This window comes from Halostella litorea (assembly GCF_004785955.1).
GTDB lineage: Archaea > Halobacteriota > Halobacteria > Halobacteriales > Natronoarchaeaceae > Halostella > Halostella litorea.
Genome location: NZ_SJER01000001.1, coordinates 1,328,279 through 1,353,296, shown reverse-complemented (window position 1 = coordinate 1,353,296; position 25,018 = coordinate 1,328,279). Strand labels below are relative to the sequence as shown.

The 25,018-nt window shown below is 71.4% G+C and carries 26 protein-coding genes; 10 read left to right on the top strand and 16 right to left on the bottom strand.

Features of this window, described 5'->3' with window-relative positions; translation table 11 throughout:
- Position 1 precedes the first annotated feature (1 nt).
- The 3 genes from EYW40_RS12495 to EYW40_RS12485 form a co-directional block, all read right to left on the bottom strand.
- Positions 2–1,735, bottom strand: a complete 1,734-nt coding sequence (locus EYW40_RS12495; protein WP_135821929.1) for an excinuclease ABC subunit C — start codon at positions 1,733–1,735, stop codon at positions 2–4.
- 52 nt (positions 1,736–1,787) lie between these two features.
- Positions 1,788–2,801 (bottom strand): helix-turn-helix transcriptional regulator, encoded by a 1,014-nt coding sequence (locus EYW40_RS12490; RefSeq protein WP_135821928.1) that lies wholly within the window; start codon positions 2,799–2,801, stop codon positions 1,788–1,790.
- 116 nt (positions 2,802–2,917) lie between these two features.
- The gene (locus tag EYW40_RS12485) at positions 2,918–3,190 is read right to left on the bottom strand and encodes a hypothetical protein (protein WP_135821927.1); all 273 of its coding nucleotides are present in this window, start codon (positions 3,188–3,190) and stop codon (positions 2,918–2,920) included.
- Positions 3,191–3,448: 258 nt separating this feature from the next.
- Here EYW40_RS12485 and EYW40_RS12480 point away from each other — a divergent pair, with 258 nt between their 5' ends.
- Positions 3,449–4,363, top strand: coding sequence for an ABC transporter ATP-binding protein (locus tag EYW40_RS12480; RefSeq protein ID WP_135821926.1), 915 nt, complete (start codon positions 3,449–3,451; stop codon positions 4,361–4,363).
- Positions 4,360–5,229 carry an ABC transporter permease gene (locus EYW40_RS12475; RefSeq protein ID WP_135821925.1) on the top strand — a complete coding sequence of 290 codons (870 nt, stop codon included), beginning with the start codon at positions 4,360–4,362 and terminating at the stop codon, positions 5,227–5,229. Before EYW40_RS12480 ends, EYW40_RS12475 begins: the two co-directional genes overlap by 4 nt.
- A 13-nt stretch (positions 5,230–5,242) precedes the next feature.
- Here EYW40_RS12475 and ligA read toward each other — a convergent pair whose 3' ends face one another.
- From ligA to EYW40_RS12455, 4 genes are all read right to left on the bottom strand, one after another.
- Entirely contained in the window at positions 5,243–7,303 is a 2,061-nt protein-coding gene (ligA, locus tag EYW40_RS12470; protein WP_135821924.1) for an NAD-dependent DNA ligase LigA, read from the bottom strand.
- A gap of 46 nt (positions 7,304–7,349) precedes the next feature.
- Positions 7,350–7,790: a hypothetical protein gene (locus EYW40_RS12465; RefSeq protein ID WP_202614512.1), complete on the bottom strand. Its 441-nt coding sequence runs from the start codon at positions 7,788–7,790 to the stop codon at positions 7,350–7,352.
- Positions 7,791–7,857: 67 nt separating this feature from the next.
- Entirely contained in the window at positions 7,858–8,283 is a 426-nt protein-coding gene (locus tag EYW40_RS12460; protein ID WP_135821923.1) for a hypothetical protein, read from the bottom strand.
- 78 nt (positions 8,284–8,361) lie between these two features.
- On the bottom strand, positions 8,362–9,564 hold the full coding sequence (locus EYW40_RS12455) for an MFS transporter (protein WP_135821922.1): 1,203 nt from the start codon (positions 9,562–9,564) through the stop codon (positions 8,362–8,364).
- A 317-nt stretch (positions 9,565–9,881) separates the two neighbouring features.
- On the opposite strand from EYW40_RS12455, the gene EYW40_RS12450 reads away from it, so the two are divergent.
- The 5 genes from EYW40_RS12450 (at position 9,882) to EYW40_RS12430 (ending at position 14,960) form a co-directional block, all read left to right on the top strand.
- On the top strand, positions 9,882–11,174 hold the full coding sequence (locus EYW40_RS12450) for an O-acetylhomoserine aminocarboxypropyltransferase/cysteine synthase family protein (protein WP_135821921.1): 1,293 nt from the start codon (positions 9,882–9,884) through the stop codon (positions 11,172–11,174).
- A complete protein-coding gene (metX, locus tag EYW40_RS12445; protein WP_135821920.1) occupies positions 11,171–12,391 on the top strand; it encodes a homoserine O-acetyltransferase MetX in 1,221 nt (406 codons plus the stop codon). Before EYW40_RS12450 ends, metX begins: the two co-directional genes overlap by 4 nt.
- Positions 12,392–12,441: 50 nt before the next feature.
- The gene (locus EYW40_RS12440) at positions 12,442–13,287 is read left to right on the top strand and encodes a hypothetical protein (RefSeq protein WP_135821919.1); all 846 of its coding nucleotides are present in this window, start codon (positions 12,442–12,444) and stop codon (positions 13,285–13,287) included.
- Between the two features lie 64 nt (positions 13,288–13,351).
- Positions 13,352–14,119 carry a hypothetical protein gene (locus EYW40_RS12435; RefSeq protein ID WP_135821918.1) on the top strand — a complete coding sequence of 256 codons (768 nt, stop codon included), beginning with the start codon at positions 13,352–13,354 and terminating at the stop codon, positions 14,117–14,119.
- Between the two features lie 76 nt (positions 14,120–14,195).
- Entirely contained in the window at positions 14,196–14,960 is a 765-nt protein-coding gene (locus EYW40_RS12430) for a hypothetical protein (RefSeq protein WP_135821917.1), read from the top strand.
- Between the two features lie 35 nt (positions 14,961–14,995).
- On the opposite strand, the gene serB is transcribed toward EYW40_RS12430, so the two are convergent.
- Entirely contained in the window at positions 14,996–15,631 is a 636-nt protein-coding gene (gene serB, locus EYW40_RS12425; protein WP_135821916.1) for a phosphoserine phosphatase SerB, read from the bottom strand.
- 150 nt (positions 15,632–15,781) lie between these two features.
- On the opposite strand from serB, the gene serA reads away from it, so the two are divergent.
- A complete protein-coding gene (gene serA, locus EYW40_RS12420; RefSeq protein WP_135821915.1) occupies positions 15,782–17,371 on the top strand; it encodes a phosphoglycerate dehydrogenase in 1,590 nt (529 codons plus the stop codon).
- 6 nt (positions 17,372–17,377) lie between these two features.
- Here serA and EYW40_RS20020 read toward each other — a convergent pair whose 3' ends face one another.
- Positions 17,378–17,632, bottom strand: coding sequence for a hypothetical protein (locus tag EYW40_RS20020; protein WP_135821914.1), 255 nt, complete (start codon positions 17,630–17,632; stop codon positions 17,378–17,380).
- Between the two features lie 116 nt (positions 17,633–17,748).
- Between EYW40_RS20020 and EYW40_RS12410 the strand changes: the two genes are divergently transcribed.
- On the top strand, positions 17,749–18,450 hold the full coding sequence (locus tag EYW40_RS12410; protein ID WP_135821913.1) for a hypothetical protein: 702 nt from the start codon (positions 17,749–17,751) through the stop codon (positions 18,448–18,450).
- Here the strand turns inward: EYW40_RS12410 and thrC are convergent.
- From thrC to EYW40_RS12395, 3 genes are all read right to left on the bottom strand, one after another.
- Positions 18,440–19,693, bottom strand: coding sequence for a threonine synthase (thrC, locus tag EYW40_RS12405; RefSeq protein WP_135822067.1), 1,254 nt, complete (start codon positions 19,691–19,693; stop codon positions 18,440–18,442). The genes EYW40_RS12410 and thrC overlap by 11 nt on opposite strands.
- 76 nt (positions 19,694–19,769) lie before the next feature.
- Complete coding sequence (locus tag EYW40_RS12400; RefSeq protein WP_135821912.1) at positions 19,770–20,150, bottom strand: helix-turn-helix domain-containing protein; 381 nt, start codon at positions 20,148–20,150, stop codon at positions 19,770–19,772.
- A gap of 33 nt (positions 20,151–20,183) precedes the next feature.
- Positions 20,184–20,426, bottom strand: coding sequence for a DUF8001 family protein (locus EYW40_RS12395; protein ID WP_135821911.1), 243 nt, complete (start codon positions 20,424–20,426; stop codon positions 20,184–20,186).
- A 193-nt stretch (positions 20,427–20,619) separates the two neighbouring features.
- Between EYW40_RS12395 and EYW40_RS12390 the strand changes: the two genes are divergently transcribed.
- Positions 20,620–21,090, top strand: coding sequence for a hypothetical protein (locus tag EYW40_RS12390; RefSeq protein WP_135821910.1), 471 nt, complete (start codon positions 20,620–20,622; stop codon positions 21,088–21,090).
- Here EYW40_RS12390 and argF read toward each other — a convergent pair whose 3' ends face one another.
- From argF to EYW40_RS12370, 4 genes are read right to left on the bottom strand one after another with little or no spacing between them, the layout of a single operon-like run.
- On the bottom strand, positions 21,091–22,002 hold the full coding sequence (gene argF / locus EYW40_RS12385) for an ornithine carbamoyltransferase (protein ID WP_135821909.1): 912 nt from the start codon (positions 22,000–22,002) through the stop codon (positions 21,091–21,093).
- Positions 21,999–23,042: a [LysW]-lysine hydrolase gene (locus EYW40_RS12380; protein WP_135821908.1), complete on the bottom strand. Its 1,044-nt coding sequence runs from the start codon at positions 23,040–23,042 to the stop codon at positions 21,999–22,001. Before EYW40_RS12380 ends, argF begins: the two co-directional genes overlap by 4 nt.
- On the bottom strand, positions 23,039–24,166 hold the full coding sequence (locus EYW40_RS12375) for an aspartate aminotransferase family protein (RefSeq protein WP_135821907.1): 1,128 nt from the start codon (positions 24,164–24,166) through the stop codon (positions 23,039–23,041). The genes EYW40_RS12380 and EYW40_RS12375 overlap by 4 nt, the downstream gene beginning before the upstream one ends.
- Positions 24,163–25,017 carry an acetylglutamate/acetylaminoadipate kinase gene (locus EYW40_RS12370; RefSeq protein WP_135821906.1) on the bottom strand — a complete coding sequence of 285 codons (855 nt, stop codon included), beginning with the start codon at positions 25,015–25,017 and terminating at the stop codon, positions 24,163–24,165. Before EYW40_RS12370 ends, EYW40_RS12375 begins: the two co-directional genes overlap by 4 nt.
- Position 25,018 lies beyond the last annotated feature (1 nt).

Below are 25,018 nucleotides of genomic sequence, written 5' to 3'. Positions count from 1 at the left end.
CCTACAGCCTGCTCGCTAACGTCTCGGCGGTCTTCTCGCCGACGCCGTCGACGCTCCGCAGTTCGTCGGGGGAGGCCCCCCGGACGTTCTCGACGCTGCCGAAGCGCCGGAGCAGGCGCTTTCGCGTCTCGGGCCCGACGCCGGGCACGTCGTCCAGCACGGTTTTCACCTCGTCCCGGACGGTCTGGTGGTACTGGACCGCGAAGCGGTGCGCTTCGTCGCGCACGCGCTGGAGGAGGTGGAGGTGAGGCGCGTCGTCGGGCCAGTCGTACACGCCCGACGGCGTCACGACGAGTTCGCGGTCCTTGGCGAGCGCGACGGCGGGCACGTCCCAGCCCGTCTCCGCGAGGGCGTCCCGTGCCGCGCCCAGTTGCCCCTCGCCGCCGTCGATGAGCAGGAGGTCCGGGTCCGGGCGGTCGTCCCGCCCCTCGACGGCGCGCTCGGCCCGCCAGCGGACCAGCGCGCGCATGTTGGCGTAGTCGTCGTTGCGCTCCTCCAACTTCTTCCGGCGGTAGTCGGCCTTCTCGGGGTCGCCGTCGACGAAGGTCACGTCGCTGCCGACGACGGCGCTCCCGCCCGCGTGGCTCACGTCGAACCCCTCGATGCGGGCGGCGGCGTCCAGCCCGAGTTCGTCGGCCAGCGCCCGCGTTCCGTCGCGGTCGCCGCCGCGGCTCCGGGCGTTTTTCAGCGCGAGGTCGACGAGCTTCGCCTCGCGGCCCGCGCCGGGCACCCGCACGTCGACGCCCTCGGCGTCGAGCCACGCGGCCACCTCCTCGTCGCCGTGGCGCTCGGGCAGGAGGACGGCGTCGGGCAGCTCCCGCTCGGCGTAGTACTGGGCCAGGAACGCCGCGAGCACCCGCGGCACCCGCTCGTCGCCCTCGGGCGCGGCCATCCGGTGGCGCTCCCGGTCGACCAACTGGCCCCCCTCGCTGTGGAGCCGGGCGACGGTGGCGTCGTCGCCCGCGACGGCGACGCCGAGCACGTCGACGCTGCGCTCGCCGCCGTGGCTCGACACGGCCTCGCCGCCGCCCGCGTGGAACGACTCGACGACGTCGAGGCGGTCCCGGAGGTTCGCCGCGCGCTCGAACTCCTTGCCCTCGGCGGCCCGCTCCATCTCGCGGCGGAGCGGGTCCGCGAGCACGCCCGTCTCGCCCTCGAAGAACCGTCGGACCGAGGCCACGTCCTCCGCGTACGCGTCCTCGCTTATCTCCCCGGTACACGGCGCGGTGCAGAGGCCGACCTCGTAGTCCAGACAGGGGCGGTCGCGGTCCGCGTACTTGTGGTCCGAACAGCCCCGCAGGCCGTACGTCTCCCGGAGCGCCTTCACGACCGTCTCGACCCGGCCCTTGTCGGTGAAGGGGCCGTAGGCGACGGCGTCCTCGTCGGGGTCCCGCGTCACCTCGATCCGCGGGACGGCGTGGGCGGTGAGCTGGACCAGCGGGTACGACTTGTCGTCCTTCAGCCGGACGTTGTAGCGGGGCTGGTGGCGCTTTATCAGGTTGGCCTCCAGCAACAGCGCCTGCGTCTCCGTGTCGGTGACGGCCACCTCGACGCCGTCGGCCCGCTCGACCATGCGGGCGATCCGGTCGCTCCGCGGGTCCGCGTACGAGCGCACCCGGTCCCGCAGGTCGACGGCCTTCCCGACGTACAGCGTCGCCTCCCCCTGCCGGAACTGGTAGACGCCCGGGTCCCGTGGGAGGTCGCTCGCCCGCTCCCTGACCGCGGCGGCGTTCATCGTCGGTCGCTAGCCGCGGCGGCGGTTAGTCCCTTTCGGCTCGCCGGGCCGGTCACTCGCCGTACGGCGGTTTCGCCGCCTCCGGGCCCTGGCCCTCCAGGTGGATGATGTTCTCGCGGCCGATCGAGAGCTTCTCTATCTCGCCGTTCTCGGTCATGTCGGAGAGGAGCCGGCTCACCTTCGCCTTCGACCACTCCGTCTCCTGGACGATGGCCGCCTGCTTCATCCGGCCGTCGTTCTCCCGGAGGAGCTGTAACACCCGCTGCTCGTCGGTGATCAGGGGTTCGTCGTCGGCCCGGTCCGACTCGGCCTCCGACTCGGCCCCCGGGGCCTCGTCCGAGCGACGTCGGTACAGGACCCACCCCGCAATGAGCCCCACGCCGAACACCAGCGCGCCGGCCGTGAGCTTCACCACGGTCGCGCCGTCCGTCGGGTCCGTGCCGAGCTGGAGTTCCAGCCCGTCCCGGAGCCCGTCGCCGTCCGTGTCGGGGTCGGTCGGGTCCGTGCCGTAGTTCTCCATCTCGGCCCCGTCGGACAGCCCGTCCATGTCCACGTCGGAGTCGGTCAGGTTGAGGCCCTGCTCGACTTCCTTCCCGTTGGGAAGCCCGTCGCCGTCGAGGTCGCCGTCCTTCGTGATGGCCCGCGTCGAGACGTTCACGGCGTCGACCGTCGTCCCGTTCGCGTTCGTGAGCACGACCGCGACCGTCCCCCGTTCGGTCTCGTTCGTCGCGGGCTGGGCGGCCGAGAACGTGACCGTCGCGTTCGGCCCAGTCACGTTCGCGACGCAACCGATCCGGGACGTGTGGTTGCCCCCGCGATACCGGTCGGCACACACCCGGTAGTCGGAGTCGTTCGCGCCCGCGACGGCGACCGACAGGTTGTACGGCTCGTCGGTCCAGACGTACGTCGAGTCGTTGTACGTCATGACGGCCCCGGAGCCGGAGATCTCGACGTCGCCGATCCCCGCCTCCGTCGCCGTCGCCGGAGCGCCCGATACGACGGTCCCGAGACACGCAACTACGAGGAGAACACCCAGCACGGCGAGCCCCCCTCTCGCCAACGTCATAGTCCTCATTCGCCACCCTGTCCTATACCGTTTGTCGAGGGAAACTGAGACGTCACGACGGTGAGGCCTCTCACGGCCCACGGACCGACGCCGGCGTCGGCGGCCCGCTCACGCGTTCACGCCTCGGTGTCGTTGCCGGCACCCGCCGTGTCGTTACCGCCCTCCATGGTGGTCTCCTCGCCGACGCCGTCCTCCATGGTGGTCTCCTCGCCGCCCTCCATCGTGGTCTCTTCGCCGCCGACGGCCACGTCGGTGTCCTCGCCGATGCCGCCCTCCGTGCCGTTCGTTTCGTTCGCCCCGCCGGGGCCGCCACAGCCGGCCAGCCCGACGAGCAACACGGCGACCGCTGCGACCAGTACGACGCGTCCGCGTGGCAGGTTGGCTCTCATGCCGTCAGGGACGGCACGGCGGACGGGATTAAATCGCGGGAGCCGTTGCGCTCGGTTCCGGACCGTTCCGGTCCCGGCCCCGGGAGACCGAACCGCCGCCCGCGACGGCGTAAGGTTCTGTTAGTCACCCCCGCTCCGCCCCGCCCCCCATGTGAGCGGCGTATTCCGGCCGAAGAGCAACGCTTCCGCCGTTTCTCGGGATTTGTTCCACCGGTTAGTCCGAACGTATTTATAACGGGAGACCGACAGACACGGACGATGAACGCGATCGAACTCGACGACGTCACGAAGCGGTTCGGCGACGTCGTCGCCCTCCAGAACGTCGACCTGACCGTCCGGGACGGGGAGATCTTCGGCTTCCTCGGCCCCAACGGCGCGGGCAAGTCGACGACCATCGACATCCTGCTCGATTTCGTCCGACCGACGTCGGGGACGGCGACGGTGTTCGGCCACGACGCCCAGACCGAGAGCGAGACGGTGCGCTCGAAGCTCGGCGTCCTCCCCGACGGCTACCGGGTGTACGACCGCCTGACCGGGCGGCAACACCTGGAGTTCGCCATCGAGTCGAAGGGGGCCGACGACCACCCCGAGGAACTGCTCGAACGGACCGGCGTCCTCGACGCCGCCGACCGCAAGGCCGGGGGCTACTCGAAGGGGATGGCCCAGCGGCTCATGCTCGCCATGGCGCTGGTCGGCGAGCCCGACATGCTGATCCTCGACGAGCCCTCGACCGGGCTGGACCCCAACGGCGCGCGGCGGATGCGCGAGATCATCCGCGAGGAACGGGACCGCGGCGCGACGGTGTTTTTCTCCAGCCACATCCTCGAACAGGTCGAGTCGGTGTGTGACCGCGTCGGCATCCTCCGGGACGGCGAAGTCGTCGCCGTCGACAGCGTCGAGGGGCTGCGCGACACCGCGGGCACTGACATGACGCTCCGGGTCACCGTCGACGAGGTGACGCCGGCGGTCCGCGGGGCCGTCTCGGACCTGCCGGGCGTGTCGGCCGTCGACGTCGAGGGGTCGACGCTCGTCGTCTCCTGTCGCGGCGACGCCAAGACGAAGGTGCTCACCGCCGTCGAGGACGCCGGCGGCGACGTCCGGGACTTCTCGACGGAGGAGGCGTCGCTCGAGGAACTGTTCGCGGCCTACACCACGGAGGAGGTGCGGGTATGAGCCTCAGCCCCGCCTCCGTGCGGGCGGTCGCGCGGAAGGACTTCCGCGACGCCCTCCGCTCGAAGACGCTGTGGATACTGTCGGCGCTGTTCGTCCTCTTCGCCGCCGGCATGGCGTACATCTACACGCTGCTCCAGCAGGGCACCGGCGGCGAGTTGTCGTCGCTCGACCTCGTCTTCTTCCTCCAGTCGCCCGTGGCGCTGCTCGTGCCGCTGACGGCGCTGTTGCTCGGCTACAAGTCGATCGCCGGCGAGATAGACTCCGGCAGCGTGAAGATCCTGCTGTCGCTGCCCCACTCGCGGAGTTCGGTCGTCCTCGGGAAGTTGCTGGGCCGGACCGCGGTGCTGACCGTCCCGATCCTGATCGGCTTCGCGGTCGCCGCGGTGGTCGTGGTCGCGCTGTACGCCACGTTCTCCCCGGGCTACTACGTCGCCTTCGTCGCCCTGACGGTGCTGTTCGGGCTCGCGTACGTGAGCATCGCCGTCGCGGTGTCGGCCACGACGAAGTCCACCTCGCGGGCCGCCGTCGGCATCTTCGGCGTGTTCGCCCTCTTCAACTTCCTCTGGGACGTGTTCGGCTGGGGACTCCACTACGTCGTCACCCGCCTGACGGAGGGACGGGGCGTCTTCTACCCCTTCCCGAACCCCCCGAACTGGTACTTTTTCTTCCAGCGGCTCTCGCCCAACGGCGCGTTCAGCGGGTCGATGACCGCGATGCTCCCCGGTGATAGCCAGGTCACGGAGTATTTCCCGCAGGGCGACGTGCCCTTCTACCTCCAGGACTGGTTCTCGCTGCTGATCCTGGTCGCGTGGATCGTCGTCCCGCTGTCGCTCTGCTACCGGCGGTTCAAGGCGGCCGACATCTGACCCCGGCGGCCGCTCACACGCCCCGTTCGTCGAGCAGGTCCTCGAACGCCGCCTCGTCCAGCACCGGCACGTCCTCGCTTTCCGCGTCGGTCACCTTCGTCGCGCCGGGGTTCTCGCCGGCGACGAGGTAGTCCGTGTTGCCCGAGACGCTGCCCGTCGCCGACCCGCCGTGGCGCTCGACGAGTGCCTGCGCCTCGCTTCTGGTGTACCCGTCCAGCGACCCCGTGAACACGAACGTCAGGCCGGCGAGTTCGTCGCCGCCCTCGGACTCGTAGGGCCGCGGCTCGACGCCGTGCTCGCGGAGCGCGTCGAGCGCGCGGCGGTTCGCCTCGCTGTCGAAAAAGTCGCGGACCTGCGCGGCGACGGTCGGGCCGACGTCAGGGACGTCCTGCAGGTCGTCCTCGTCGGCCTCGACGACGGCGTCCAGCGTGCCGAACTTGCGGGCGAGTTCGCGGGCCGTCGCGGGGCCGACGCCGGGGACGCCGAGCGCCGAGAGGAAGTCCGGGAGGTCGGGCTCCGTCGAGTCGGCGAGTTCGGCGAGCAGTTTCTCGGCACTCTTCTCGCCCCACCCCTCCAGGTCGAGCAGGTCCTCGCGCTCGATGGCGTACAGGTCCGCGACGCTGTCCTCGACGAGGCCGGCCTCGACGAACTGGCGGACGCTCCGCTCGCCCAGCCCCTCGACGTCCAGTCCGTCGTCGCTGGCGTAGTACTCGACCGCGCGGCGCAACTGGGCGGGACAGGCCATCCCGCCCGTGCAGAAGGCCATCGGGCCGTCGCGCTCGACCGGGCTGTCACAGACCGGGCAGGTCTCGGGGAACTCGTAGTGGCCCTCGCTCCGCTTCTCGGTCACCTCGGCGACGTAGGGGATCACGTCGCCGGCGCGCTCGACGCGCACCTCGTCGCCGACGGCGACGCCCATCTCGGCTATCTCGTCGGGGTTGTGCAGGCTGGCCCGCGAGACGGTGACGCCGCCGACGTCGACGGGGTCGAGCAGCGCGACGGGGGTCAGCCGGCCCGTCCGGCCGACCTGCACGGCCACGTCCCGGACCGTCGTCCGCTCGGCGCGGGCGGGGAACTTGTAGGCGAAGGCCCAGCGGTAGTGGCGGGCCGTCGCCCCGAGTTCCTCGCGTGTCCCGCGGTCGTCGACCTTGATCACCGCGCCGTCTATCTCGTAGTCCAGGGCGTCACGCTCGTCGTGGAGGCGGTCGCGGTAGTCGATCGCCGCGTCGATCGTTTCGGCGTGCTCGACGCGCTCGGCGACGGGCAGGCCGAAGCCGGGCAGCGCCCCGTGTTCGGCCCAGCGGGTCGGCCACTCGTCGCTCGAATCGAGCACCTCGAAGAAGTAGCAGGCGAGCGGGCGCTCGGCGACGACGGCAGGGTCCTGCTGGCGGAGCGTGCCGGCGGTCGCGTTGCGCGGGTTGGCGAAGGGCTCCTCGCCGCGCTCGACGCGTTCGCGGTTGTGCGCCTGGAACGCGTCCCGCGGCATGTACACCTCGCCGCGCACGGCGAGGAAGTCGGGCGGGTCGCGGGCGAGGCGCTGGGGGATCGCGCGGATCGTCCGGACGTTCCGGGTCACGTCGTCGCCCTCGTAGCCGTCGCCGCGGGTCGCGGCGCGGACGAGGCGGCCGTCCTCGTACACGACCTCTATCGAGACGCCGTCGAACTTCGGCTCGCAGACGTACGTCACGTCGCCGACCTCGCCGCGCACGCGCTCGTCGAACTCCCGCACGTCGGCGGCGTCGCCGCTCTGGTCTATCGACAGCATCGGCGCGACGTGCTCGACCGTGTCGAACTCGTCGACCGGTTCGCCGCCGACCCGGCGGGTCGGGCTGTCCTCGGTCTCCAGGTCGAAGGCGTCCTCCAGGGCCTCCAGCCGGGCAAACAGCGCGTCGTACGTGCGGTCGGCGACGACCGGGTCGTGCTCGACGTAGTAGCGCCGGTCGTGGTACCGGACCGCCTCGCGCAGCAGTTCGGCCTGCTCGCGGGCCGCCGCCGCGGGGAGGTCGGACACGGGGTCGAACTCCGTCGGCGGGTCGCGCAGGTAGGGGTTGTCGTCCGTCTCGGGGCTCGCCATCGCCGTGGGCTACTCGCGGCGGCCTCTAAAGCGCGGCGTCCGGCGGTCAGTCCAGCGTCACGTGCTGGCAGTTGCCGGTGATGCGGACGCTCGGCGACTCGTCCGGCCCGCCCTCGACCCACACCTCGACGCCCTCCCAGTTTTCCCCGGAGCACTCGCGTTCCCCGGCGAACGCGGGCCAGGGCCGCTCGAACCGCTCGCCGTCGACCGTCACGACGACGGTCACCGGATCGGTCGACTCGGGGAACGTGGCGTCCTCGTGGGCCTCGTTGGCGTCCGAGAGGCGGTACTCCCGCTCGAAGAGCACCGTCCCGTCGTCGGCCGCGACGGCGACGGTCACGTCGCGGCCGGCGTCGCGGTCGCCGAGGTAGACGCTCACGGTGTGTGCCGCGTCGTCCGCGGCCAGCGCGTCGGCGCAACCGGCGAGGCCGACGCCGGCGGCGGCGAGCAGGCCGAGCATGGACCGGCGAGAGGGCGAGGGAACCATAGGGGACGCTCGTGCAGCGGCAGTATATGCCTTCCCCTCGGTCCGGGCGCGGTGACCGAAAGACGGGTCACTCGTCGTCCGGCGTCTCTATCTCGATGGTGACGGCGTCGTCCGGGTCGATGCCCGAGACGCCGAGGTCGACGCCCAGATCCGACTCCAGCGCCGCGAGGAACGCCTCGGGGTCGACCGTCTCGACCAGCAGGTCGGCGGCGGCTTCCCCGGCCGTCGCGCCGACGGCCTGCCCGCCCAGCGTCTCCACGACGGGGCCGGCGGGCGAGCGCCCGACCACGTCGCGGACGAGAAGCCGGCCGGAGAGTCGGCCGACGGTGCGGACGGCCTCGTCGTAGTCGACGGCCTCCTCGACCGGCGCGTCGCCGAGGACCGCCGCGAGGTCGACGGCCTCCAGCACGTCCCGGACCGCGTCGACCGCGAAGTACGCCGAGAGCACGCGTGCCAGTTCGTCCACCGGGTCGAACGCCGCGGTTCCGTCCATGGGTCCCTAGCCGGGAGTGCGGAGAATAAGCGTTGGCGTGGCCGAGACGACAGGTCCGCGGGCCGACACCGTCCCGGACTACGCCTCGTCGGTCCCGCCGAACGTTCCGGTCCGATCAATGTCCAGTCGGAGGAGGACCGGCAGCGTCACGGCCGCGAGCAGCACCTCCAGCGCGCCGACGACGAGAAACGCCGTCCCGAAGCCGTATGCGTCGGCGACGGTGCCGCCGAGCAGGAAGCCCGCGAGGAAACCGAGGCTGCCGAACAGGTTGAACCCGCCCATCGCCGTCCCGCGGTCGCGCTCGGGCGCGAGGTCGGTGACGAGCGCCATCGTCGCCGGGGCCATCAGCGCGCCGAGCACCCCGACCAGCACCATCCCCGCGCCGGCGAGGGAGACGGTGGGCGCGTGCCCGACGGCGATGACGACCAGCCCGTAGGCCGCCGACCCCGCGACGATTGGGAGCCGGCGGCCGTACCGGTCCGACAGCGCGCCGAATGGGTACTGGAGCAGCGCGAAGGGGGCGAAGAACAGCGCCAGCATCAGCCCCGCCGCGCCCGGGCCGAGGTCGAAGGCGGTCCGGAAGTACAGCGTACCGACCAGCGCGAAGAAGCCTGCGGTGAGGCGGTCGATGAAGCCGAAGGCGTAGGGGACCGACAGCGTCGGCGTCGCGGTCAGGTTCGTCAGCGCCCCACGGAGCCCGCCCTCGCGGGCCGCCGCCCGGTCGGGGACGAGCGCGACCAGGCCGCCCGCGGCGAACAGCAGGACGCTGGCGAGGTACAGCGGCGCGAGCGGTGTGACCTCGGTCAACTGGCCGCCAAGCGGCGCGCCCGTCGCGGTGCCGAGGCCGATGGCGATGCCGGCCGCGCCCATGTTCCGGCCGTGGCCGCCCTCCAGGTCCATCAGCATCGTCATCGCGAGCGAGAACGCGCCGATGGTCGCCGCGCCCTGGAGCGCCCGGACGACGAGGACGGCCCCGAACGAGAGGTCGGTCACGGCCGGCGCGAGCGCGAGCGCGGCGTAGCCGACGCCCCCGCCCAGCGCGCCGGCCGCGATGAAGGGGACGCGCTGGCCAGCGGCGTCGCTCGCCGCCCCCCAGACGCCGACGAAGACGACGAACGCGGCGAACTCCGCGACGAGGAACCACATGCTCGCGTCGAGCGACGTGGTCGCCCCCAGCGCCGCCACGAGGTCCGAGATGCCCGGATAGAGCAGCGTCTGGGCGAGCAGCACGGCGAAGACGACGCCCGCGAGGAGGACCCTGTCGCGGTCCGTCCGTGTCATCGTCGGCCCGTAGGGGCCGGAGCCACTTGAGCACCGCCGATTCGGGGGCGTGCGGCCGGCAGCGACGAGTCGCCGGCCCGCGCGGAAACCTGGCCGTGGAACTCCCGACCGGACCGCTCCGCCACGCAGAGCGTGTCGTCCGGGTCGAAGCAGACGGCCTCGGGCGACGGCATTCCGGTCGCCGGTTGGGCGGCAAGCGGGGAGAGTCCCCACGTCCGCCGGGAGCGCCGTCGCGGGGCGTGACAGACAGTGGCAAGACTTGCGAATGTTGCCGTAACTACGGGTTATATGAGTTTGAGAATATATGAGCCATACACATGACCAACGACGACGAGTCCGGGGAGCCGGGCCTCTCGACGCGGTCGGTCCACGCCGGCGCGTCGGCCGACGAGGCGACGGGTGCCCGCGCCACGCCGCTCTACCAGACCACCTCCTACGAGTTCCCGGACGCGGACCGCGCCGCGGAGCTGTACGCGCTGAACGCCGAGGACCACATCTACTCCCGGATCAGCAACCCGACCGTCGAGGTACTGGAGGAGCGCCTCGCCAGCCTCGAGGGCGGCACCGGCGCGGTCGCCACGGCCAGCGGCATGGCGGCGCTCGACGCCGCGACGCTGGTCCTCGCGGAACAGGGCGACAACGTCGTCTGCTCGACGGACACGTACGGCGGCACGACGGCGTACCTCTCGCACACCGCCAGCCGCCGCGGGATCGAGGCCCGGTTCGTCGACACGCTCGACTACGACGCCTACGCCGAGGCCGTCGACGAGGACACCGCGTACGTCCACGTCGAGACGGTCGGCAACCCCTCGCTGGTGACGCCGGACTTCGAACGGGTCGCCGCGGTCGCCCACGACGCCAGCGTCCCGCTCGTCGTCGACAACACGTTCGCCACGCCCGCGCTCTGTCGCCCGCTGGAGCACGGCGCGGACGTGGTGTGGGAGTCGACGACCAAGTGGCTTCACGGGTCGGGCACCACCGTCGGCGGCGTGCTCGTCGAGGACGGGACGTTCGACTGGGGGGCCAACGGCTACGACGAGGTCGCCGGCGACAACGCCGCGTACCACGACACCGACTTCGTGCGGGACTTCGGGGACGCGCCGTTCGCGGCGGCCGTGCGCTACCGCTCGCTCCGCAGCCTCGGCGACCAGCAGTCGCCGTTCGACGCCTGGCAGACCCTCCAGGGGCTGGAGTCGTTCCCGCTCCGGATGGAGCGCCACTGCGGGAACGCCGCCGTCGTCGCGGAGTACCTCGCGGACCACGACGACGTGGCGTGGGTCGCCTACCCCGGGCTGGACTCCCACGAGACCCACGACAACGCGAGCGAGTACCTGTCGGGCGGCTACGGCGGCATGATCGCCTTCGGGCTTGAGGGCGGCTACGAGGCGGGGAAGGCGTTCTGCGAGAACGTCGAACTCGCCTCCTTCCTCGCGAACATCGGCGACGCGAAGACGCTGGTCATCCACCCGGCGAGCACCACCCACGGCCAGCTCTCGCCCGAGGAGCAGCGCCAGGCCGGCGTCACGACCGACCTGATCCGGCTCTCGGTCGGCATCGAGGACCCCGCCGACCTCCTCGCGGACATCGAACGGGGGATCGAGGCGACATGAAGGCGACGGCCGGGGTCGTCGACGTGGGCGAGTTCGAGTTCGACTGCGGCGAGACGGTCCCGTCGCTCGAACTGGCCTACGAGACGTACGGCGAGTTCACCGGCGACAACGCGGTGCTGGTCTGCCACGCGCTGACCGGGAGCGCCCACGTCGCCAACCGCCGGCTGTCGGACGGCGAGGCCCCCGAGACGGGCGGGCAGGCCCGTGCCTGGTGGAACGACATCGTCGGCTCCGGGAAGGCCGTCGATACCGCGGAGTACTACGTCGTCTGCGTCAACGTCCCCGGCTCCTGCTACGGGTCGACCGGCCCCGCGAGCGAGAACCCCGAGACCGGCGAGCCGTACGGCACCGAGTTCCCGCCGGTCACCGTCACCGACTGGACCCGCGCCCAGCGGCGGGCGCTGAACGAACTCGGCGTCGGCCGGCTCCACGCGGTCATCGGCGGCAGCGTCGGCGGGATGAACGTCCTGGAGTGGGGCAAGCAGTACCCCGACGACGTCCGCCGGCTGGTGCCCGTCGCCACGGCGGCCCGCCTCGACCCGCAGTGTCTGGCCATCGACGGCATCGCGCGGCGGGCGATCACGACGGACCCGAACTGGAACGGTGGCGACTACTACGGGCAGGACCACCCGAACGACGGCCTCGCGCTCGCCCGCCAACTGGGCCACGTGATGTACCTCTCGAAGGCGTCGATGGAGAAGAAGTTCGGCCGCCGCGCGGCGGGGCGGGACGCCGCCCGCGACGCCTTCCCGTCGGACCCGGCCGCGGACTTCTTCCCGTACCGCGACGTGGAGTCGTACCTCGACTACCAGGCCGACAAGTTCGTCGAACGCTTCGACGCGAACAGCTACCTGTATCTCACGCGGGCGATGGACAACTACGACCTCTCGGCGGGCTACGACTCCGACGCGGGCGCGCTCGCCGCGTTCGAGGGCGAGGCGCTGGTGGTTTCTTTCACCGGCGACTGGCACTTCACGAGCGAGCAGGCCGAGTCGCTCGCGTCGGCGTTCCGCGATGCGGACGTGCCGGTCGCCCACCACGTCGTCGAGTCCGACCACGGCCACGACGCCTTCCTCGTGGAACCGGAGAACGTCGGCCCGCCCGTCGAGGACTTCCTCGCCGACGGCGTCGACGGCCGCGCGGTCACCGACACCGCGACGGGCGGTGACGACGACGGGGCCGAGTTCGCGCCGGTCCACACGAGCCTGTTCTCCTGACCGCCCGGCGCGTCCGTAGTTATATTACGTACCCCTGACACGCCACAGGCATGTCCGACGCAGGTGATCGGGGGAACCGCGACCGCCAACGGGGCGACGCGTCACCCCGGAACGGACCGGACGGCCGACGGCGAAACGTGGGCGACCGGGCGGGAGTCCGAACCGGTGGCCAGCAGGGGGATCGGGGCGGACAGGGACCCGGCCGCGGCGGACGACGGTCCCGTGGCGCGGGGGCCGGACAGGACACCCGGCAACGCGGCGACAGAGGGGGACCCCCGCCGACCCGGGCGACCGGTGGGCGGTTCCCGTCGGACGCCCGGACGACGGTCGGGTACGTCGTCCTCGCGCTCGCGGCGATGGGCCTCGGCGTCGGGCTGATGGTCGGCACCGTCTCCGCGGTCGGTGCGGATGCGCTGTCGACGGAGATCGTCGGCGGGGAGGACCGACAGCCGAGCGAACCGGAACTGACCGCCGAGGAGGAACGGAAGCAAAACACGGTCGAGCGAAAGCAGTTCCGGGAGCAACTCGTCCAGTTCACCCTGTACTTCATCCCGCTGCTGACCGTGTTCGCCGGCGGGTTCGGCGGGTTCGTCGTCGGCTGGCGCGTCGAGGCCGGCCTCGGAGCGGTCGCCGTCGCCGCCGGGGTCGCGGCCCTCGTCGGCGCGACGCTGTTCATGTTCGTCGGCGGGTACGTCGCCGCCGAGCAGGCGCCGGAGTACGAGCCGGCCCCGGATTTGAACGTCAACGTCCCCCGCGTGCAGTTGACGTTCGACGCCGGCTCGCACCTCTCGAACAGCATCGGCGCGGGCATCGCCGGCGGCGTCGCCGGCGCGCTGGCCGGCGTCTGCGGGCGGCGGATCGGCCCCGACGGCCGCCCAGCCCCGCCCGATCAATAATATTTGCAAGTGTATTTATTGAAAATAGGTAACTATAATAGTCTGAAGTCGGAGTCGTACACTGATGTCAGATTCAGGAGACGACAGTCGCCAAGGGAACGTACAGAGCGGTCAGGGGAGCGGTCAGCCGCAGGGACAGCCCGCCGGAACGCAGCAGGGCCAGCCGAGCGCCGGGCAGCCGGCGCCGGGTCAGGCCCCGCCCGTCCAGCAGGACTCGATCACGGACAAGGTGAAAGACCCCGTCGTCCAGGAGTTCACGAAGGGGGTAAGCGCCCTCTACGCCATCGCGGGCGTCGGTCTGGGGCTGCTGGTGGTCGTGTACGGGTTCGTCGGGAGCCCGGCTATCCTGAGCGGGGCCCAGGCGGACGCCGCCAGCGAGGTGTCGGAACTCGGCGCGTACTACGCCCAGCAGAACGTCAATAGCCTCGCCCAGTCGGTCGTGCAGTTGCTCCCGATAATCGCGGTCGTCGCCGCGGTGCTGGTCGGCCTGTACGCCGCCCGAACGATAGACGCCGACGAGCAGACGAGCTACGTCGGGGCCGGGGTCGCGTCGTTCGCCGGGAGCGTGCTGATGGTCGTCCTCGGCGGGTACCTCGCCGGGTCGCAGGTGTCGTCGCTGCAGGACGCCGCGGAGGAGGCCCAGACGGCGATCGGGAACATGAACCAGCCGCCCGAAGTGGTCCAGCAGGTCAGCGTGTTCGCCGGCGCGGAGGAGTACTCCGTCCAGCTCGTCGACCTCGTCATCAACTCCGTCGCGGTCGGCGTCGTCGCCGCGGTCGTCGCGGTCGTCACGGCGTACGCCTACCGGAACTTCCTGGCCGGAGCGGCGTAGCGTCGGCCGGTCCGTCCGTGCCGCGACCCGTCCGTCCGCTTGCAACTTTTATAAACCCCCTATGTGTAACTGGTGAATGATGTCAGATCGCGGTGGAAACCAACAGAACAGGAACGCGCAGGGCGGACAGACAGGCGGAAACCAGCAGCCGCGACCCCAGCAGCAGCCGCCGGGCCAGCCGACCGGGCAGGCCCGGGGCGGCCAGGGCGTCGGCGACATCGCCACCTCCCCGACGACGAAGAGCTACCTCAAGTTCTTCACCGGCATCTACGCCGTCGTCGGGCTGGCGGTGGGGCTGAGCGTCGTCCTCATCGGCGTGGCCGGCGGGTCGCCGCTCGAACCGGACCTGAGCGGGACGGTCCAGAACGCGCTCGACCAGAACGTGAACAACGTCGACGCGATCCTCCAGCAGATGCAGATGAACCGCCTCGGCGCGACGGCGATCAACGCCGCGCCGCTGCTGGCGGCCGTACTGGGCGTCATTACGGGCGGCTACGTCGGGAGCCGCCTCGGCGGCTCCGACCGCGAGGCGTACATCACCGCCGGTCTCAGCGCGGGCGTCGGCTCGGTCGTGCTGGTCGCGATCACCGGCTTCCTCGCCTCGACGCAGATCAACCCCGTCCCGCAGCCCGAACTCGCCGAGGGCGCCACCGGCACGACGGGCGCGCAGGCCGACCTCGGCATGGGTGCCGTCGAGGGCATCCCGTCGGCCATCCTCATCGGCGGCACCGACCTCGCGGCCGGTGACCTCCTCATCAACTCGGTGCTCGTCGGCGTCGCGGTGGCCGTCTTCGCCGCCGCGACGGTGTACGTGGTCCGCAACTTCAGCCCCGAAGCCTGAATTTCCCGCCCGGTCCCCGCGACCCGATATCGCCGTTATAACACGCCGTACTCCGTCAGGAGCGACTGCAGTCGGTCCATCCGCGCGACGACCGCGTCGCAGTGCGGCCGGACGGCGTCCTTCGGGACGAACCCGACCGCGGTCCCCGCGACCTGGAGCATCGGGAGGTCGTTCGCGCCGTCGCCGACCGCGACGGCGTCGTCGAGCGTGAGGCCCAGGTCGTCGACGAGCGCCGAGAGGGCGTCGTCTTTCGTCCCCTCGATGAGCGGCCCCTCGACCTCGCCGGTGAGTTCGCCGTCGGCCATCGGGAGCCGGTTGGCGACGATGCTGTCGACGGTCACGCCCTCCTTCTCCAGCGCGGCCTCGACGCCGCGTTCGAAGCCGCCGGTGAGGACGGCGACGTGGACGCCGGCGTCGCGCAGCGCCGCGATGAGGTCGGCCGCGCCGGGGCGCAGCGTCACCTCGTCGAACGCCGCGGCGACCTCGGCCTCGGGGAGGCCCTCGAGGAGGGCCGCGCGCTCGCGCAGGCTGGTCGCGTACTCTATCTCGTCGTTCATCGCCCGCTCGGTGATCGCCGCCATCTCGTCGGCCACGCCGCGGCGCTTCCCGAGCAGGACGGTCATCTCCGAGTCCGACAGGGTTCCGTCGAAGTCGAACGCGACGACTGTCATGGCGCGGAGTTGCGGCGGTACCGTTGAAAAGGAAGCGATCCCGCGGTCGCGGCCGCGCGCCCGCACTGGTCGGCGATCCGGCAAGTGGCAGTTTTCGCCACCCATGTCGACAAAGGAAGCGTTAACAGGACCGCGCGAATCCATCCGGACATGAAGGTACTCGTGACGGACCCCATCGCGGACGCCGGCCTGGAACGGCTCCGGGAGGCGGGCCACGAGGTCGTCACCGCCTACGACGTGGAGGGCGACGAACTGTTAGCCGCCGTCGAGGACGCCAACGGCCTCATCGTCCGCTCGGGCACGGAGGTCACCGAGACCGTGTTCGAGGCCGCCGAGGAACTCGTCATCGTCGGCCGCGCCGGCATCGGCGTGGACAACATCGACATCGACGCCGCCACCGAACACGGCGTCATCGTCGCCAACGCGCCGGAGGGCAACGTCCGCGCGGCCGCCGAGCACACGGTCGCCATGGCGTTCGCCTCGGCGCGGTCGATCCCGCAGGCCCACGTCCGCCTGAAGGCCGGCGAGTGGGCGAAAGGCGACTACCTCGGCACCGAGGTCAACGGCAAGACGCTCGGCGTCGTCGGCCTCGGCCGCGTCGGCCAGGAGGTCGCCAAGAAGCTGAACTCGCTGGGGATGGATCTGGTCGCGTTCGACCCCTACATCAGCGAGGAGCGCGCCGACCAGCTCGGCGCGGAACTGGTCGACCTGGAGGACTGTCTCGACCGCGCGGACTTCCTGACGGTCCACACGCCGCTGACCCCCGAGACGGAGAACATGATCGGCGAGGCGGAGCTGGCCCGCATGGAGGGCGGCTACCTCGTCAACTGCGCCCGCGGCGGCGTCGTCGACGAGGACGCGCTCGCGGCGGCCGTCGAGGACGGCGTCCTCGCCGGGGCCGCGGTCGACGTGTTCGCCGACGAGCCGGTGTCGCCGGACAACCCGCTGCTCGACGTCGAGGACGTGGTCGTCACGCCCCACCTCGGCGCGTCGACGGAGGCCGCACAGGAGAACGTCGCCGTCTCGACGGCCGACCAGGTGGTCGCCGCGTTCCGCGGGGAACCGGTCGTCAACGCCCTGAACGCCCCCTCCATCGACGAGAGCGCGTTCCCGCGCGTCGAGCCGTACATCGGCCTCGCGGAAACCGCTGGCAAGATCGCCGCCCAGCTGTTCGACGGCCGCATCTCGGAGGTCGAGGTGCGCTACGAGGGCGATATCGCCGACGAGGACGTCGAACTCGTCACCGCCAGCGGCCTCAAGGGCGTGTTCCAGCCCCTGGAGTGGCAGGTCAACTCGGTCAACGCCCCGCAGATCGCCGAGGAACGGGGCATCGAGGTGACCGAGTCCAAGACCCGGCAGGCCGAGGACTTCCAGAGCCTCGTCACCGTGACGGTGTCGGACGGCGAGGAGTCGATCAGCGTCGACGGGACGCTCTTTGCCGACGACGACGCCCGCATCGTCCGGGTCGACGGCTACCGCGTCGACGCCATCCCCGGCGGCCAGATGATGGTCGCGCGCAACACCGACGAGCCGGGCGTCATCGGCCTCATCGGCAGCGTGATGGGCGACCACGACGTCAACATCGCCGGCATGTACAACGCCCGCGAGACGATCGGCGGGGAGGCGCTGACGGTGTACAACGTCGACAGTCCGGTTCCCGAGGAGGCCTTCGAGACGCTGACGGCCGACGACCGCATCATCGACGTGCGGTACATCCAGCTGAACGGCGTCGAGGAGTAGCGGGGACTAACGCAGGCGGTCGAGGAGCCCGCCCGCGTCGCCGTCGTCGCCGTCGTTTTTCGCCGCCCGCGTCCGCTCGTCCAAGAGCCGTTCGTAGCGCGCTATCACCGCCTGCCGTCGCTCACGTTCGCGTTCCAGCGCCGTCTCCAGGGCCGCGACTCTGGCGCGTAGCTGTGCGGTCCGCGCGCGGTCGGCGACGCCGCCGGCCGTCGCGGCGCGCTCGCGGGGGTGTTCGGATGAGGGTGGTCGGTTGGTCGCCATGCACCCTCGAATATGCGAAGACGTACCAAAGAACCCCATCAGACGGCCGTCGTTCGTCCGTATGACGGCCGGGGGCGCCGGGGAAAGCATTTATATTTCGTACACCACCGCCCGATATGAAGCGGCGCGCCCTCCTCGCCGGCCTCACCGGCGCGCTCGCCGGCTGTAACGCCGGCGGGTCCGACCCGACGACGGGATCGACCGAAACCGGGACCCGAACGACGACCGCGACGTCACGGTCGACGACGCCGACGCGGTCGGAGACGGCCCGAACGACCGAACGGGCCGATCCCGAACCGGTCCCCGAGGAGGTGTTCTCGCTCGACTACCCGGACCGGATCGGCGACCTCCTGTCCGTCTCGATGTCGTTTCGGTCCCGCCAGACGGCCGAATCGCCCGCGCGGGTCCACGTCGAACTGACGAACGTCAGCGGCGAGACGGTCACCATCGAGTACCCGCCGACGGGGCCCGTAGAGCCGTGGCTCGGTCACGAGGGCGGCGATGCCACGCTGTTGTTCGTCCCGGACGACAGGCAATACGTCGCAGCATCCGGCGACGTCGAGAAGGAAGAACTGATCCCTGATGAGCCGTCGAGGGACGGCTGCTGGCGGTCGGGGGCCACGGTTGCCGTTGCCGGAGTCGCGGCGGGAACGACCCTGGTGCCCGGCGGGTCGGTCGACGAGACGTACACGCTCGTGGCCGACCCGGAGAACGAGGGCTGCCTCCCGTCGGGGGAGTACGGATACTCGGGGGGCGTCGACCGCGAGGTCGGATACAGCTACGAGACCTACGACTGGTCGTTCGCGGTCACTCGCTGAGGTGGGCGAGCACCGCGTCCGTGTCGTTGGGCACGGGCTCGGGGTCGCCGCCGGCCTCCGCCGCCGCGTCGGGGTCTTTCAGCAGGTGGCCCGTCGTGAGGCAGACGACCGCCTCGTCGGCGCCGACGACGCCTTCCTCGCGGAGTTTCCGGAGGCCGGCGACCGACGCCGCGCTGGCGGGTTCGACGCCGACGCCCTCGCCGGCGAGCGCGCGCTGGGCGTCGGTGATCGCCTCGTCGGAGACGGCGACGGCGGTGCCGCCCGTCTCGCGGATGCCGGGGAGGGCCTTCGGCGCGTTGACGGGGTTGCCGATCCGGATCGCCGTCGCGCGGGTCTCGACCTCGTCCCAGCGCTCCGTGTCCGCCCAGCCGTTCTCGACGGCCTCGACCATCGGGGCCGCGCCCTTGGCCTGCACGCCGGTGAGCTTCGGCACCTCGTCCTCGGCCATCGCGCCGGCCTGCACGAGTTCGCGGAAGCACTTGTACAGCGCGGCGGTGTTGCCGGCGTTGCCAACGGGAAGGACGATCCGGTCGGGGAACCGCCCCTCGTCGTCGCGGAACTCCTCCAGGATTTCGAGGCCGATCGTCTTCTGGCCCTCCAGCCGGAACGGGTTCAGCGAGTTGAGCAGGTACGCCTCGCCGCGCCCGGCCAGGTCCTGCACGATGTCGAGACAGGCGTCGAAGTTGCCGTCGACCTCGAGGATCCGGGCGTCGTGGAGGCTGGCCTGTGCCACCTTGCCGGCGGCGACCTTGCCGGCGGGCAGGAGCACGAGCGTCTCCAGGCCGGCGCGCGCGCCGTAGGCCGCAAGCGCGGCGCTGGTGTTGCCGGTCGAGGCGCAGGCGAGGCGGTCGACGCCCAGTTCCTGGGCGACGCGCACGCCGACGGTCATCCCGCGGTCCTTGAAGCTGCCCGTCGGGTTCATCCCCTCGTGTTTCACGCGGAGGCGGTCGACGCCGACCTCGTCCTCCAGCCGGGGCACCTCGTGGAGCGGCGTCGACCCCTCGGGGAGCGTGACGCCCTCCTCGAAGGGAAGCGCCGCGCTGTAGCGCCACACACCGTCGCCCTCGAACGCGTCGAACGTCGGCGGGTCGGCGTAGCGCGCCTCGAGGAGTCCGTCGCAGTCGTCACAGCGGTACCGGATCGCCGAGAAGGGGGCGAACGTCTCGCCGCACTCGATGCAGGCCAGCCAGACGCCGTCGTCGGCCTCGTCGGGGGCGGCGTCGCGCTCCGCGGAGAGCGTCATCGAACTCATTGTCCGGCCCAACGCGCCCGGCGGGGAAAAGCGGTCCGCTCCGGGCGAAACTCCGGGGCGCTCGCGGTCACTCAGCCGCGAACCCGTCGATCGCGGCGTGGACCCGCTCCGTCCACTCGTCCAGCGAGTCGTGGAGCAGTTCCTTGGCCTCCGGGAGCGGCGTCGCGGTGTACTGGTAGACGTAGCCGCCGGGGTCCAGCAGGCGGCGCTCGCGCTCGGCCAGCCCCTTCTCCAGCAGCGTTGTCAGCGACCGGTTGACGTTGCTGCGGTCCCGGTCGAGTTCCTCGGCCAGTTCCTCGACGGTGCTGCCCGGGTGGTCGAGCAGCGCGAGGTAGGCCCGCGTCTCGTGGGCCTGGATGTCGAACACGCAGGTCATGACCTCGCGGAACTCCGGGTCGGCGGCCTCCAGCAGTTCGCCCATGTCCCCCGCGGGCTCGGAATCGACCATGCCGCCCCGTTCGGGCGGCCGGCGGTTAAAGCCTCACTCCGGCGAACCCGCGTACCCCCGCTTCTCGATGCACTGGCGCATCTCCGCGCGGCTGTCGTGCTTGTGGAGCGTCGTCGGCGTGTCGCAGTAGTACGTCTCGCCGTCGTGGCGGAGCGTCACCTCGTGGGTGGAGCCGAGCAGCTCCGTCTCGACGACGACGCGCCGGCCGTCGGCCAGCGCGTCGAGGATCGTCTCGGCAGCGAGTTCGCCCGCGGTCGCGTGGAGTGGGTCGGGCATCGTCGTTGTCGGAGCATCGGATTCGAGGCGTATGAGTGTTTGTAGCCGCGGTCGAACGCCCACGCAGGAGCCGAACCGCTTCGCGATGGCCGGCGGGCGACGCGCGGACCCGACGACGACCGTTCCCGCGGGGACGTGTGCGCGACGCGCATCAGCGGCCCAACACTTTACCGGCGGCGGGAGAGCGGCGACTATGGCCACGACCGACGAAGTGGGGCTGCGGACCGAGCGGAGCAACGCCTACGTCCTGTACGGGGCGCTCGCCGGGGTGGTCGCGGGCCTCGCGTTCGGCCTGCTCATCCAGTTCCGGCTGCAACGGATGACCGCCATCGGCGCGATGTACACGCTCGGCGAGCCGAGCCTCTCGGTCGGGTGGGTCGCCCACGTCGTCCACAGCGCGCTGTTCGGCGCGCTGTTGGGCCTCGTCGTGGACCGCGAACCGCTCCGGACGGCCGTTCGCAACCCGCTGAAAGGAGCCGGAGCCGGGGTCGCGTACGGCCTCGCGCTCTGGGCTGTGAACATCGTGTTCCTGTGGCCGCTGTGGCTCAACGGCGTCGGCCTGTCCGGCGCGCCCGAGGTGCCCTTTCTCGGCGTGATGCCGCTGGTCGGCCACGTCGTGTACGGCGGACTCGCGGGGGCGCTGCTGTCCGCGGCGGTCCGGTAGCTACGCGTCCAGCAGGTACGCGAGCAGCCCCTTCTGGGCGTGCATCCGGTTTTCCGCCTGCCGCCAGACGAGCGAGCGGTCGCTCTCGATGACGGCGTCGGTTATCTCCTCGCCGCGGTGGGCCGGCAGGCAGTGCAGCACCGTCGCGTCGGGCGCGGCGTGGTCGAGCAGGTCATCGCACACTTGGAACCCCTCGAAGTCGTTCATCCGCACGTCGCGCTCGTCCTCCTGTCCCATGCTGATCCACACGTCGGTGTAGATCACGTCGGCGTCCTCGGCGGCCGCGACGGGGTCGTGTGTCACCGTCGGGTCGCCGCCGAGGTCGCGGGCGCGCTCGACCACGTCGTCGTCGACGCCGTACCCTTCCGGCGTGGCGACCGTGAGGTCGACGTCCGTCAGCGCACAGCCGAGCGCGAACGACTGGGCGACGTTGTTGCCGTCGCCGACCCAGGCGGCGGAGACGTCGTCGAAGCCGCCCTCCGTCTCGCGGATCGTCAGCAGGTCCGCGAGCGTCTGACAGGGGTGGGCGTCGTCGGTCAGCCCGTTGACGACGGGCACGTCGGCGTACTCGGCCAGCACCTCGACGTTCCGGTGCTTGAACACGCGGGCCATCAGGGCGTCGACGTACCCCGATAGCGCCCGCGCGGTGTCTTTCAGCGGCTCGCCGCGGCCGAGCTGGATGTCGTTCTCGCCGAGAAACACGGCGTGGCCGCCCAGCTGGGTCATCCCCGTCTCGAAGGAGACGCGGGTCCGCGTCGAGGGCTTCTGGAACAGCATCCCCAGCGTCCGGTCGGGCAGGTCGCGGTGGGGTTCGCCGTCCGCGAGCAGTTCCTTGTACGCCGCCCCCTTGTCGAGGACGGCGGTCAGTTCGTCCGGGGAGAGGTCGTCGACGTCGAGGAAGTTCTCGGTCATGGTTTGAGGCGGTCGGCGACGCGTTCGAGGACCGCGATGGAGCGGTCGAACTCGTCGAGCGGCAGGTGTTCGTTCGGCGCGTGGTCCAGGTCCGAATCGCCCGGGCCGTAGGTCGCCATCGGGCAGTCCCAGGCCCGCGCGTAGAGGTTCATGTCGCTGGTGCCGGTCTTGCGGAGCAGGCGGGGGTCGCCGTCCTCGGCGCGGATCGCCGCCCGGAAGGCGCGGGCGACCGCGTTCCGGGGGTTCTCCATCACCGGGGGGATCGGCTCCTCCCAGGTGACGGTGCCCGACTCCAGTTCGCCGTCGGCGATCTCCCGGACGGCCGCGGCGGTCCGCTCGGGCGGGATCCGCAGCTGGACGTCCATCGTCGCCTCGACGGAGAGGCCGTCGGCGGTGAAGCCGCCGTCGAACGAGACGGGCTTCGTGGTCACCTGTTCGAACACCGGCTCCCACTCGTCCGGTTCGAACGCGTCCTCGACGCGGGACCACCAGCGGATCCCGTCCTGGATCGCGTTCGGCTCGGGCCGGGAGGTGTGGCCGGACTCGCTGGTGGCGACGTAGGTGCCCGCGAGGAAGCCGCGGTAGCCGAGCGTGATGCCGTCCCAGCCGCTCGGCTCACCGTTGACGACGGCGTCGGGCGCGTCCCGGTCGTCGACGAGGTGGCGCGCCCCCCGCGAGTCGGTCTCCTCGCCGACGACGCCGACGAAGGAGACGCCCGTCCGCACCGCCGCGGCGGCCATCGCCGCGAGCGGGCCGGTGGCGTCGACGGAGCCGCGGCCCCACAGGTTGCCGTCGTCGTCCACTTCGACGGGTATCTCGCCGGGCACGGTGTCGACGTGGGAGGTCAGCAGGACGGCGTCGTCGGCCGGCGCGCGGACGTTGCCGACGTCGTCGAGCCACGCGTCGCGGCCGCGGGCCTCGAAGAACTCGACGAGGCGCTCGGCGGCCGCGGCCTCCTCGCCGGTGGGGGAGGGGGTCGACACGAGGTCGACGAGCAGGTCGCGGGCCTCCTCGTCGGTGACGGCGGCGCTTGCGCTCATGTGACGACGGCCTCCATCGCGTCGACCACCTCGTCGACGTGGGATTCGTCTATCGTCAGCGGCGGGAGCAGGCGGACGACGGTCCGGCCGGCCGGGAGCGCGAGCACGCCGTGGTTCATCGCCAGTTCCTTCAGCGCGCGGTTCGCGCCGCGGCCGACCTCGACGCCGACCAGCAGTCCCTCGCCGCGGACCTCGCGCACGTCGTCGCCGAGCGCGGCCTCCAGTTCGGCCTGCAGGTACTCGCCGGTCGCCGCGGCGTCGTCGGCCACGCCGTCCTCGACGATGGCGTCGACCGTCGCGCCCGCCGCCGCGGAGACGACGGGACCGCCCGAGAACGTCGAGGCGTGCGAGCCGTAGTCCTCCGCGATCCAGTCGCGACACAGCGTCGCGCCCATCGGCAGGCCGTTCGCCAGCCCCTTCGCGGCGGTGATCATGTCGGGGGTGACCCCCGCCCGCTGGCAGTTCCACAGCGCGCCGGTGCGGCCCATCCCGGTCTGGACCTCGTCGAAGATCAGCGCCGCGCCGACGTCCTCGGTGACCTCGCGGGCCGCACGCAGGTACTCGGTCGAGGCGGGGTTGATCCCGCCCTCGCCCTGTACCGGTTCGACGATGACGCCCGCGGTGTCCCCGTCGACGGCCTCGGCGAGCGCCTCGGCGTCGTCGTAGGGGACGAACTCCACGTCGCCGGCCAGCGGCTCGTAGGGCTCCTTGTACTTGCTCTTCCAGGTCGTCGCGAGCGACCCCATCGTGCGGCCGTGGAAGCCCTGCATCGTCGCGACGAGCTTCGAGTTCCCCGTCGCGGCGCGGGCGAACTTCAGCGCGGCTTCGTTGGCCTCGGTACCGGAATTGCAGAGCCACACCTTGTCGATGGGGTCCGGTGCGGTCCCCGCGAGGCGCTCGTACAGCGCCGTGCGCGCGGCGTTGGGGTAGGACGCCTGCACGAAGGTGAGCTTCTCGACCTGCTCGACCACGGCGTCGGTCACCGCGGGGTGGCCGTGGCCCAGCGGGACGCAGGCGTACGACGCGCCCATGTCGAGGAACTCGTTGCCGTCGTCGTCGTAGAGGTACGGGCCGTCGCCGCGCTCGATCCGGATCGGTTTCTCGGAGAAGACGAAGCCGCTCATCCGTCGACACCCCCGTCGACCGCAGCGCCGACCGCGCCGGGCGTGATCGTCGTCCCGTGCCCGTCCAGCGCGGCGACGATGGGGTCGTTGACGTTCGCGTCCGCGACGGTGACCGACGCCGCGCCGCCCTCCAGGGCCTCGGTCGCCGCCATCACCTTCTTCGTCATGAACCCCTCCGCGGCGTCCTCGACGCGCTCGAACTCGGCGGGCGTCGACGCCGCGTCGATCAGCGTCGACTCGTCGTCGGGGTCCTCGTACACGCCGGCGACGTCGGTGAGGACGACCAGGTCCGCGCCGAGCGCGCCCGCGACGGCGGCCGCCGCGCGGTCCGCGTCGGCGTTGACGGGCGTGCTGCCGTCCTCCGGCGCGAGCATCGGGACGGTGACGACCGGCGTGTAGCCGTCGCCGAGCAGCGTCTCCAGCAGGTCCGCGTTCACGTCCTCGACCTTGCCGGAGTGGTCGCCGCGCCGGATCTTCTTCTTGCCGTCCTCGACGACCCGGACCGCGGACTTCCGCGGTCCGGTGAGCAGTTTGCCGTCGACGCCCGACAGGCCGAGTGCGTCGACGCCCTCCGCCTGGAGCGCGGCGACGAGGTCGGTGTTTAGCTTGCCGGGCAGCACCATCTCGAACACCTCCATCGTCCGCTCGTCGGTGAACCGCCCGACGACGCCGCCCGGCGTCTCGACGTACTCCGGTTCCTCGCCCAACTGCTCCAGCGTCTCGTCGACGGCCGTCGACCCGCCGTGGACGACGACCACGTCCTCGCCGTTGGCCGTCAGGTGGGCCACGTCCGCCAGTGCGCCTTCCGGGTCGACGGCGCGCGCGCCGCCGATCTTGACTACTACTGTCATT